Annotated in this window: 11 protein-coding genes and 1 tRNA gene; 10 read left to right on the top strand and 2 right to left on the bottom strand. The window is 39.9% G+C overall.

Annotated features, from left to right (window positions below; genetic code table 11):
* The first annotated feature begins 51 nt into the window (after positions 1 to 51).
* The 10 genes from CHL74_RS00950 (at position 52) to CHL74_RS00905 (ending at position 9677) form a co-directional block, all read left to right on the top strand.
* Positions 52 to 459 (top strand): helix-turn-helix domain-containing protein, encoded by a 408-nt coding sequence (locus CHL74_RS00950; RefSeq protein WP_141241187.1) that lies wholly within the window; start codon positions 52 to 54, stop codon positions 457 to 459.
* Positions 456 to 965, top strand: a complete 510-nt coding sequence (locus tag CHL74_RS00945; RefSeq protein ID WP_094879258.1) for a hypothetical protein — start codon at positions 456 to 458, stop codon at positions 963 to 965. The genes CHL74_RS00950 and CHL74_RS00945 overlap by 4 nt, the downstream gene beginning before the upstream one ends.
* Complete coding sequence (locus tag CHL74_RS00940; RefSeq protein WP_254923185.1) at positions 949 to 1602, top strand: hypothetical protein; 654 nt, start codon at positions 949 to 951, stop codon at positions 1600 to 1602. Before CHL74_RS00945 ends, CHL74_RS00940 begins: the two co-directional genes overlap by 17 nt.
* Before the next feature lie 185 nt (positions 1603 to 1787).
* Positions 1788 to 3830 carry a MobV family relaxase gene (gene mobV / locus CHL74_RS00935; RefSeq protein WP_094879256.1) on the top strand — a complete coding sequence of 681 codons (2043 nt, stop codon included), beginning with the start codon at positions 1788 to 1790 and terminating at the stop codon, positions 3828 to 3830.
* Between the two features lie 190 nt (positions 3831 to 4020).
* The gene (locus CHL74_RS00930) at positions 4021 to 5022 is read left to right on the top strand and encodes a DUF2971 domain-containing protein (RefSeq protein WP_141241186.1); all 1002 of its coding nucleotides are present in this window, start codon (positions 4021 to 4023) and stop codon (positions 5020 to 5022) included.
* A 161-nt stretch (positions 5023 to 5183) separates the two neighbouring features.
* Complete coding sequence (locus CHL74_RS00925) at positions 5184 to 6710, top strand: leucine-rich repeat protein (protein ID WP_094879254.1); 1527 nt, start codon at positions 5184 to 5186, stop codon at positions 6708 to 6710.
* 242 nt (positions 6711 to 6952) lie between these two features.
* Positions 6953 to 7216: a hypothetical protein gene (locus tag CHL74_RS15655; protein WP_094879253.1), complete on the top strand. Its 264-nt coding sequence runs from the start codon at positions 6953 to 6955 to the stop codon at positions 7214 to 7216.
* Positions 7217 to 7246: 30 nt separating this feature from the next.
* Positions 7247 to 8941 carry an RNA-binding domain-containing protein gene (locus CHL74_RS00915; protein ID WP_094879252.1) on the top strand — a complete coding sequence of 565 codons (1695 nt, stop codon included), beginning with the start codon at positions 7247 to 7249 and terminating at the stop codon, positions 8939 to 8941.
* Between the two features lie 252 nt (positions 8942 to 9193).
* Positions 9194 to 9376, top strand: coding sequence for a winged helix-turn-helix domain-containing protein (locus CHL74_RS15650; RefSeq protein ID WP_176452137.1), 183 nt, complete (start codon positions 9194 to 9196; stop codon positions 9374 to 9376).
* A 7-nt stretch (positions 9377 to 9383) separates the two neighbouring features.
* Positions 9384 to 9677, top strand: a complete 294-nt coding sequence (locus CHL74_RS00905; RefSeq protein WP_094879250.1) for a helix-turn-helix domain-containing protein — start codon at positions 9384 to 9386, stop codon at positions 9675 to 9677.
* 696 nt (positions 9678 to 10373) lie between these two features.
* Here CHL74_RS00905 and CHL74_RS15645 read toward each other — a convergent pair.
* Positions 10374 to 10479: transfer RNA gene (locus CHL74_RS15645), tRNA-Met, on the bottom strand.
* 118 nt (positions 10480 to 10597) lie between these two features.
* Positions 10598 to 11116: a hypothetical protein gene (locus tag CHL74_RS00900; protein WP_094879249.1), complete on the bottom strand. Its 519-nt coding sequence runs from the start codon at positions 11114 to 11116 to the stop codon at positions 10598 to 10600.
* Positions 11117 to 11144: the final 28 nt, after the last annotated feature.

Genomic DNA, 11144 nt, shown 5'->3' with positions numbered 1-11144 from the left:
CTGGTTTACGAGCAAGACAGCGTATGTATAACGAATATCAAAAGAAAAAATATGGTTGACATCATGTCATTGACAAAGATGGGAGGCCAGGTTGCACTAACCGTTACTCCTGAAGACCTTCACCATTTTGCAAATGCTCTCTTGGCGCAGTCACGCAAGGAATGGGAGGAACAAGCTGCGTCTGTTCGCAAGGAAGAATCAGAGGAAACCTTTCTTACGACAGAGGAGGTTTGCAAAATTTTCAATGTATGTCCTGCTACTCTATGGCAGTGGCATCGCACAGGCTACTTGCAGCACATCAAGTTTGGCAACAAGAACATGTACCCTGCCTCGGCAGTCAAAGCCATTACACACGCTCGCTCCATGAACGAAACAGTTGTAGGCTATTGCAAACGGAAGAGTAAAGTGGACAAGAACTTGCCTAATGCTTACGACAACGATAGTAAAGAGAGCGTATGACGTATATCGAATACATGAACCAGCTTTGGCGTTCTGCTTTGTTGTCGCCAATGCCAGCGAGTGAGATAGCCTTGTTTGCCTATCTTGTGAACGAGAGCAACAAGCGGTATTGGAAAATGCCGTTTGCGTGCTCCACAACAAGAACATGTGAAGACTTGCGCCTATCAAGGCAAACTGTCATCACGGCACGGAAGCATCTAGCCGAGCGCAAACTTATCGCTTTTACAGAAGGCAAATCCCGCCATCTACCATCCAATTACACACTGCTTGAATGGACAGATAACTTGACAGTAGGCTTGACGGATAACTTGACGCATGGTTTGACACAGGACTTGACACATATTAAAGATAAAGACAAACACCAAAGCAAAGATTCTTTTATAAAGGGAAGGTGTGAGATTTTTGACAGTAAAAACGGAGGTGTATATGGAAATAGCAAACGAAAAGAAAATCGCAGGACTTGTCCAGTTCCTGCGGAAGGGACGGACTATGACGGGGCGTTTTAGACTGCCTATGTTGGAGGAGCAGGCATACGAATATCTTCTGGCAGCATATATCATGGAAGTACAGCTTCGCTATCGCAGGTTTATCTATAATGGTTTTGTTGAAGAGCAACTCAAACAGGTAGCCAATTGCCTGACTGCAAACACTGCAAAATTCGGAATCGTTTTATGTGGCGGATGCGGCAACGGCAAGACCACTATGCTCAAGGCATTGCAGAACCTTGTCAGACGATTGGAAATCCTCAAACCGAACCTATCGCCTAATGCTGGACATAGTTCTGATAACTACTATAGTTTTACCATTGTCAATGCCATGCAGATTGTGCAAATCCGCAAGACGGACTATAATAAGTTTTGCAGATTGGCGGAAGCTGATATATTAGGTATAGACGATATTGGTACTGAACCTGCTGAAGTGCAGGACTACGGCAATTTCATTTATCCCATCAAGGAACTCTTGGCTATGCGGTATGACGCTCAACTGTTCACGGTCTTCACCACAAACCTTGAGCCCAAGGAAATCCGTCAGCGATATGGTGACCGAATTGCCGACCGACTCAACGAGATGATGACAAAGGTGGTCTATCGTAATCCAACCTACCGGACAGAAAACGCACAGATGGCGGACAGTCAAGGATAGAGGCAGTCTTTCGTGAGGGAGCCGACTTTTTGCAAAAGTCCATGAACATAATAGGGACTTTTAGATTCACCTGCTGACGCTGTTCACTTAAAAAGTCCTTCTATTATGCTCAGGCTCCGCCCGAGACCTGCTGCCATTATACCGAGTTACGCCTTTTACAATGTACAACAAGACAGAAATACAATATGCAAAGCAACATACCACGTGCCGCTATCCATGTCGGCAAAGACAAGAAATCATTCTCCGCCCAAGTAGGTAACGAGGCGGAGCGCAGAGGTTGGGACGAGAATGTCTATCGGTTGAAGAATGCCGACAAGGAGAAGAACAACCATTATAATTTCTCTCGCAAGAATCTCAATTTTGAGATAGTCAAGGATGGAAAGATTGTCCCTCTTGGTTCCAATCCCATTCCACTCCATGAGCGCATTCAGATGAGTCTTGATGAATTGGGGTTCAAACCATATATGGATGCCAAGCATCTTGACCAAGTTTCAAAGAACAGTCCGAACTGCACTGTCGGCATGATATTCAGTGGCGACCACGACGTGCTGTACAACCTCGCTTTTGGCAACCAAAGGATAGACACTGCCAATCCTGATGCAGATCATAGCCACATCGTATTGCAACAAGGCATTTATAAATGGGCAAAGGACACCTACGACTTTGCCTGTCGAAAATGGGGCGAGGAGAATATTATCAGTTTCGCAGTCCATTGTGACGAAACAAGCATCCATGCCCATGTGCAGACTATTCCTGTGGAGAAAGTCAAGAAACGTGGACGCATTGGTAGCAAGTATGTCAACAAGAACAATCCCGACATAGTGCTTTCAACTAAGGAATGGAGAGCATTACCCAAAGAGGAGCGAAACAACTACACCAAGCATACTGCCTCAAAGGATTATGTTGAGCGTGTGTCTTATGCCAAGGTGTGGGGAGAGACGAGAAAAGCAAAGTCGGAATATCTCTCGCAACTTCATACAGACTATCACAATGAGGTTGGCCGCAAGTATGGTCTTGCACGCGGCATCCCTTACAATGAATTGTCCGAGGAGGAAAAGCGAGGACGAAGGCATAAGAACAAAATCGTTCTTGAAGCCGAGCGACAGGCGAAAGCTGCTCTTGACAAGGTGGAGAAATACGCTGTGCTTGCCACTATTGACAAGCAAGAGCTTACATTCCCTCTTCTAAACATCAAGACACCAGTTCAAGAGGCAATGGATGCCGTTAAGAAAGAACTTGCCATTCCTATTCCTGCACTTATCGGACAAAAGACTTGGCGAGAGGAACGGACAACAAACATCAATGATGCTATCAAGGCTCTTGTCGTTGCCATCAACGCTGAACGTGACAAGCAGAATAATGGTATACGAGCATCTGTCAACAAAACTTACACTTACTATATGCAGAATCTCAACAAACTGATTGTAGAGAACAAGGCATTGCAGAATGAGAATGAAGCACTAAAGGCCGAAATTATGGAGGTGAAACAACGCATATCGCAACTTGACGAGAACGCAGTCAGACGAGTAACCGCTCAAAAGGATGCCGTTATTGAAAGGCTCAATACCCAATTAGCTTCAAAAAACGAAGACATTACAAAACTCAAGACTGATTACAATACTCTATGGGAGAAATACAAAATCTTGGTTATTCAATGGAACGACTTAACAAAGCAGCCAGAAATAATTGAAGCTGTTAAACGTGTGGAAGAACGCAAGGAACAAGAAGCGGAGGCAAAACGTGAGAAACAGGCAAGACAAGACAGATACCAAGGTGTACTTGACCGATTCATTAGTGAAGGTAATGAACAGCTTAAAGCCTTTTCGCAATCAAGCAGAATAGATTTCGATGAAAAAGAAGCCAAAGCAATCTATTATGGTATTATGGCTACTGCTACAAAATCCAACATTGCGCTTTGCTCTCCACAAGGAACAAAGTTTGCCGTTGAAAGATTTCTCGCGAGCATGGAATGGAATGGTTGTGGCAACTATCGGAGAGAATGTGTCGCACACTGGACAAAACTCTTTGCTACCGATGAGGTTGTTTATACCGAACCCATCATTCAGAACTTCCTTTCGTTCATTGATTACATGTCGTGCAGCGCAGATACATACGTTTCACTCGGTGGCTCCAATGGTTGTGCTGACCAACTTACGAATTGGGACGGAACACAGAAGTTGGGATTAGGAGCACCACCAAAAAAGAAGTCACAAGGTTTATCCAGATAATGACAATGAGAGGCGATTTGTAGCGTTGGTTACTGCAAATCGCCTCAAATTATAGAAATGCGATGCCAAAATAAAGATTTCCAGTTATTTATTCTTTCGTCTGAATAAGATTTACTACTTTTGTGGTCAATAATTGACAATTCTATCAAAAGAAAGTCTATTGGTTTAATCTAACCTCTGAGCAATAACATTGGAAGATAACACCAAACAGCCTTTAACGGCTGACGCTTCATTGTATAATGGGCAGCCTACCGACACAGGCTTATCGTGTCCAAGTGCAAGACTTACCTCTTGTACGCCCTCCATCTCAAAGAACAAAGGTGGGGTGTCGGTAGAAAATGTGCCTATTGGAAGCAATGCCAGTAACACAAAATATTCAAATATGAGAGAAGAATTCGAGAGCATAAGCAAATTGTATCATTACACGAAATTTGATACAGCCATTAAAATATTGGAATCCCACAGTCTTAGATTTGGAAGTTTATGTGACATGAATGACATTCATGAAAATAACAAACTTTCCTATGTTGATTTATCAGGGAATTCTATTCAACATTTGTCATCTGACATATTGGAAACAATAAAAAATGAGATGGCCAAATATCGTCAAATTAGCCTTACCATTGATGATATGGAACAAAACAAATTGGGATTTGACCTCCATCAAATGTGGGGGCTATATGCAGATAAAGGTAAAGGTGTCTGCCTTGTATTTGATAAAGATACTTTATGTAACAATCTTGATAAAGATGTTCAACATATAAATGTGTCATACGATAAAGCTGTAGAGTCGTTTTATATAGCAAAGCCCAATGACTCTCAAAGTATTCAGTATGACATACAGAAGCAAATAAAAAAAATATTCTTTCACAAGCGCAACGAATGGGAGCATGAACAAGAGTATAGGTTTATTAAGCGCTGTCCCAACCTTGAAAAAGAGGAATATGTAGATTATGGTGAAGCCTTAAAATATATCATCTTGAATTCTGTAATCGAAGATACTGACAGCGTTAAATTTAAAAAAAATGTAGAGAAACTGAATAAACATACACAAAGAGTTCCACTACTGGTATATGGTAATGGATTGCTTGATTATTCTCTTATTGATATAAAGCACACAGAAACGATATGGAATTCTTCCAATGGATATGATATTCTCATTCCTGGAGAGAATTGTGAGATAGATGTTTGACGTTTCAAAAAAAGAAATGATACGAGTTCAATATTAAAAATATTAGAAGAAGATATTCAATGCTTCGTCTATTGCGATTTTGAGCAAGTTAGCGAAGCTATTCCCGATTCCATATTTAGATTGCATATATTGTGTAATAATCATGAAGATAACTCACTTTTATGAAAACGAGTCTTAAAACTATTCTGAATACCGGAAGCTACAAATACTGCTACGAAAATGGTAAGTTCACATTCTATGACAATAGAATTAGTGATATTACAATGGGAAATTACAATTATAGTCTGTATACTGCCATCAGGCAGGAACATATCGTCATATTAGATTTATCAATGTGCCCTAATGTACCAAAAGTAATTAGCGGTTTCCCACATGTTACAGAGATTATAATGCCAACATTAACGGATAATATTCCGTCCATTGCCAACTGCCCTAAATTGGAAAAGGTAACATTTGACCCTTCTACCATAAAAATATTAAAAGAGAAATCATTTGATGGGTGGCCACCTATCAAACAGATTTCTTTTGGAGAAGATTTTGAATATATGGAATCCTTTTGTATAAGCCCAAATGCCCAAATAGAAAGTTTGGACTTTTCACTATGCAAATATATGCATTTAAAAAATCATGCTTTTCAACGAAGCAAGATTAAAAGTATAAGCTTACCTAATCATGTAACAAATCTGCCCGAGTATGTTTTTTGCGATTGTCCTAATCTTGCTTCCATATTAGCAATTGGTGTCATCAAAATAGGTTTCGGCGCATTAAGAGACTGCTACTCTTTAGAGCATTTAAAGTTTGCAAAAGAATTCCAAGCAGATAATATAGACAAGTTTTTGGTTGACGATGATTATGAGACTTTAAGATGTGGAATCGAAATAGGCAAAGATGATATATATTCGTACATATGGTGCCTAACTAACTTTAGGTTTTATTATACAGAGCGTTTAAGTGATGAATGGTCAAATAGAATCTTCAGTTTTAATCACATGAACCAACGCTGTTTTGCCATGTTTTTCGGTGATATTCACATTTATAGCAATTATAAAGACCATTATGCTTCGAATATATCTGAGGGTTTTCTTAAAACCTCAAGCCGTTACACAAAAATAACCCACAATGGTATATATGTTGGATCTGAAGATTTGCAAAAGAATGCAATTAAATACTATTATGAAGTTGACAAAAGGTTAAAGACAGACATCAGAGATGTAATAAAACAAATTGAAGAAGAAGTTGATAAGTTAGACATTAACAGTATTATTGACTCATACGAAACGACTATATCGGAATGGACAAAAACAAAAATTGGAGATGATGACACATTCTATTCTGAAACACATAGATATTCATATTATTCTGATGCATATTTAGAAACCATATTACCTAGTTACCATAGCGAATACAAAGATTCTGGATATACCACAAACTGGCCTTGGACATCAAAGAAAGAAATAAACGAAATGCACTTGGAAGATAGTAGAATCAGAGAAATGGCCAGAAAGTCATATTCAAAAGAAGCTCATATAACCTATCTTATAAAAGAATATATTCAGTATATAGCTAATAAATCTGCGGAAGTAGAACATTATTTACACATTGGACGAGCAAAAGAAGTCTTTGAACAATATACTTATCTTCATGGTAAAGAGCGTGTGTCAGAGTTGAACAGAGTCATTATTATATAAAAACAGAATTATGAAGTGTGATTGTTTGTATAATGAGATATCAACAACATAGGGTGTTCAATAAATACGAAAAGTCATTTCTTAATTAGTGCAATTCTTAACAGAACATCGCGAATATGAATGGTATATATAGAAGCTGTGCATCTTTATAAGATACATACAAAGCCTAATTAGAAAAGGATTGATAGCATACGATGACTATTCAATTGCAATGTTTAATAAATAAAAATAAAAGAAGAAAAATGAATCTGATAAGAACGTATGACACAAATGAAGATGTTTTGGTGGTAAGGAAGTCAGACTATCAGAATAACAATATCGGCGATGAATATTTTATTGTTCCCAAAGACGAATGGTTTTGTGAAGATGATGGACTCAAAAGTTTTCATTTATTCCTAACCAAGTTTTATGGAAACAGAGTATCCTTATTTTTGACAAGTGAAGGGAATCCTGTTATTTTCAGAGAACTACCATTATCACGAAGACGTGATTATATTGAGATATAAATATTACTGAAACAGAATGAAGTATTGATTATGCTCGAACAAGAACTACAACAATATCTCCTTCGTGAATATCCTCAGGAGAATGCGCGATGTGAGTGGAAGGAATTTAAGAATCTGAAGAACTCGTTCTGTGGGGATGAGAAGGGCGATGTCATTTCCTACGTGTCGGCTATCGCCAACATGGAGGGAGGACATCTTGTGATTGGTGTTAAAGACAAGACACTTGAAATAGTCGGTACCGACATTTCAAGGCTTACATTTAATGGCCAATCAGCAAACACGCAGTCGGCAACGTTCAAACTTACAGAACAATGCACTTATCTGTCATCGGAAGGTCTAAGCATAGAGGAATTTGTAACTGATGATACAAACAAGCGAATATGGATAATACATATTCCGAAGCATCAGCCTCGTCGTCCTGTACTTGCCCACAAGAAGGCATGGCAACGGATAGAGGATTCTTTGGTAGAACTGACGCAGGAAAGAATGGCTGTCATACTTGAAGAGCCAATCTATACCGCCAAAGACTGGTCGGCAGAGATTGTGTCAGATGCTACTATAGATGATTTGGATGAAGTGGCTATCGCTAAGGCTAGCATGATGTTCAAGAAAGTACATAGTCGCATACCTGCTGAAGAAGTGAATAGTTGGAGCGTTCAGACGTTCCTCGGTAAATGTGGATTGATAAGGGATGGTAGCATCACTCGTGCTGCCATCATATTGCTGGGCAAATACGAATCGGCATTCAAACTGCGTCCAGCCGTTGCGCAAGTCACTTGGACACGACGAGACGCGAGACAAGATGTAGTGGACTATGAACATTTCACAGTTCCATTCATATTGACAGTGGATGAAATCCTCTCAAAGATAGAAAATCTTACGTTGCGTGAGATGCCTGGCGGTACGTTGTTCCCTGATACGATGAAGCAGTATGATGACTACACCATTCGTGAGGCATTGCACAACTGCATTGCCCATCAGGATTACACACTTCTGCAACGCATCAACTTTGTGGAAAATCCAGGCTACTTGTATTACTCCAACGCAGGAACATTTATCCCTGGCACATTGGAGAATGCTTTGAGAAACGAAGAACCGCAGACTCATTTCCGCAATGAATGTCTGTGTAGAGCTATGGTTGACTTCAACATGATCGATACCGTAAGCCGTGGTATCAAGAAGATGTTCAACGAGCAATGGCGCAGACACTTCCCCATGCCTGATTATGAGATTGATCAAGCAAAGAAGAAAGTCGTAGTACGCATTTATGGCAACGAAATCAACAAGCGATACACAGATTTGCTGAAGACAAATGACACACTCTCTCTATGGGATTGCATCTCGCTTGATGCAGTGCAGAAAGGAAGAACCATTCATGAGGATGTAGCGCAAGACTTGCTCAGACGTGGACTTATAGATGGTGAGCCTCCACATTACAGCATTTCCCTAAGTGTCGCAAAAGACACGCACCAGCTGCCTTCTTACACTAAGACAAAGGGTTTAGACAAGGAGAAACTGCGCCAAATGGTTCTTCAATTTCTCAGTAATGCAGGTGAGGAAGGTGCCAAAAGGGATAGCATCTACGAATATTTGAAGGATGTGCTTCCTCAGAATAAGACGGAAGAGCAACAGATACGCATGCTTGGAGACTTGCTAAAAAGTATGAGCAAAGAGAATACAATAAAGGCAGAAGGGCGAACATGGTATATAGTGTCTCAATTATAGCGAACATATCAGATTATAGCGAATTATGACGGATTTATAGCGGATTCGTCATAATTATAGCGAAATAGTCGTAGTAAATCCGTCATAATTCACACATATCCGTCGAAATCCAACGGATTTTACAGCGGAAGCGACCGATTAGAACAAAATCAGACCGATAAACCGACAATTTCGGTCAAATTAAAATTGCAAAAGATATGTTGTTCGGAAAGAAACGCAGTAGGTTCGGAAAGAAGTTCGGAAACAAAGAACTTGATATTAGACATTATAAAACATGACCCACATATAACAGCCGCAGAAATCGCAATGCAATTGAATATGTCTTCACGAGGAGTTGAGAAGCAAATACGTAAACTTCGTGAATTAGGCAAAATTAAACGAACAGGTGGTAGATTTGGAGGCTATTGGGAAATTGTAATATTAGACAAAGAATAAAACGGATATGTTATTAGGAAACAAGATAAGGTCTCTTAGAGACGAACAAGGAATATTGCAGCGTCAAGTGGCTGCATACTTAGAAATAGACACACCCATGTTCAGCAAGATTGAACGCGGGGACAGACGAGCAAAAAGATGCCAAGTAATTCAAATGGCAACATACTTCAAAGTGGACGAAAAGGAAATGCTAACTCTTTGGCTTGCTGATAAAATTCTAAGTGATTTGGAGGATGAAGATGAATTGAAACTTTCTGCCATTGAAACAGCAAAAGCGGAGTTAATGGATGTTAATCGCTAATTTGCATCAAGCAATTCATTTTCTGATGTAAACAACGCAAGACTGATTTCTTGCAGACAACGGGAACTTTATGGTATCATTTACGCTTGATGCCGTAAAGTTTCTTTTGATTTACAGATACTTACAAAAAACATACTGGTTCAAACGTGGAGCCAGTCCTGTTACTCGTTCCACTTGTTAAGGCCTTCGCATTGCCCGGATTGTCGAAACGAGCAACGTTGAAAGCCCCACGTTAGTGTAAGTATATAATTCACCCTCAATGACAACGAGCGGCAGAGCCGTCCGAAGCCAATGAGGGCTGTATACAATACACCCCATGAGGCGTTTCCGTTGCTTTGTTTTTGACAATCCATAGAGTTTGCGAAGTTCTAACAAGTCAAAACCAAAGCGTACAGTTACGCCTTATTATATGTATATGTCTGCCCTACCTCTGCCCGTCGGGGCTTTCGGTATGAGTATGGACATCGCAAAGGTAAGGCTTTTGCATGACAATGTATCATGTTTCGATGAAAAATTTATTGGAATAAGCAAATTCTTCAATAGCTCATTAAAACAAGACACGATATAACATCTTATGGAATGATGGGGAGTTTCATAAAATATCACAGCGTAAACACACCTAACTCAAACAGTTTGTTTACGCAGAAACCAAAAACAGCGGCCTACGCCGAAGCGTAAGTCGCTGTAATAGAAGCGTGGACCAGCCTGGGCTTGAACCAGGGACCTCCAGATTATGAGTCTGTTGCTCTCTGCGGCACACGAAAGCTGCGCTTTTGTGTGCAACCAACTGAGCTACAAATCCTTATAGCTATGCCGTTGACCATGAATAAACTCTAAGCGAGAAACAATTAGTCAACAATCAGTCAACAACTGCTCTCTAAGCAATGCAAGTAGTTTTTTGAATAGACTTGCATCTTTCGTTAGTTTCTTGAAGTAAGGGTGAACTTTGATGTATAGGTTTCCTTGCTTTCGGAAATCATAGTTTGCTTATCGTAGTTCCAATCTTGATATTTATAAGTGAATGTCATTTCATTCCCTTTAATGGTAACAGTACCAACCCAACGGTCTAAATCGCTTTCCATAACAGTAAGGTTGTTGCCACTTAAAAGCCATTTGCAACCCTCCTCAGAATGCCAATCTGATTCAGTTGGATTATTGATGTTGCCACTTCCTGTGTCAAAGCCATTCCCCCAATAGTCTATGAAACATTTGTTGTTCTGTATAAATTTTATCTTTAGTCCTTCTCTAAGTCCATCGCCTCCTTGTGTTGCGCTATGTTCCTCATAAGGAGTTGTAGAGGTACATTTCCAAGTGCCTAAAAGATTAGCCGTTGCCTGCTGTTCTTCACTGTCGTTATTGTCATCGCTTGAACAAGCAATAATATTAACGCTCATAATAATGGCTAACAGTGCCATCCCTAATAGTCTTAATGTCTTCATTCTTTTCTATCTTTAAGTTGTGAATAAA

Origin of the sequence: Prevotella sp. 885, from assembly GCF_002265625.1 — a bacterium.
Taxonomy (GTDB): Bacteria; Bacteroidota; Bacteroidia; order Bacteroidales; family Bacteroidaceae; genus Prevotella.
Note: the sequence above shows the minus strand (reverse complement) of the source record. Positions and strands in the feature narration are given on the sequence as shown.

What these genes read in the sequence shown, in the direction of transcription:
- CHL74_RS00950 (WP_141241187.1), top strand. Translation starts at nt 52, where the DNA reads ATGGTTGACATCATGTCATTGACAAAGATGGGAGGCCAGGTTGCACTA.
- CHL74_RS00945 (WP_094879258.1), top strand. Translation starts at nt 456, where the DNA reads ATGACGTATATCGAATACATGAACCAGCTTTGGCGTTCTGCTTTGTTG.
- CHL74_RS00940 (WP_254923185.1), top strand. Translation starts at nt 949, where the DNA reads ATGACGGGGCGTTTTAGACTGCCTATGTTGGAGGAGCAGGCATACGAA.
- mobV (WP_094879256.1), top strand. Translation starts at nt 1,788, where the DNA reads ATGCAAAGCAACATACCACGTGCCGCTATCCATGTCGGCAAAGACAAG.
- CHL74_RS00925 (WP_094879254.1), top strand. Translation starts at nt 5,184, where the DNA reads ATGAAAACGAGTCTTAAAACTATTCTGAATACCGGAAGCTACAAATAC.
- CHL74_RS15655 (WP_094879253.1), top strand. Translation starts at nt 6,953, where the DNA reads ATGAATCTGATAAGAACGTATGACACAAATGAAGATGTTTTGGTGGTA.
- CHL74_RS00915 (WP_094879252.1), top strand. Translation starts at nt 7,247, where the DNA reads ATGCTCGAACAAGAACTACAACAATATCTCCTTCGTGAATATCCTCAG.
- CHL74_RS00905 (WP_094879250.1), top strand. Translation starts at nt 9,384, where the DNA reads ATGTTATTAGGAAACAAGATAAGGTCTCTTAGAGACGAACAAGGAATA.
- CHL74_RS00900 (WP_094879249.1), bottom strand. Translation starts at nt 11,116, where the DNA reads ATGAAGACATTAAGACTATTAGGGATGGCACTGTTAGCCATTATTATG.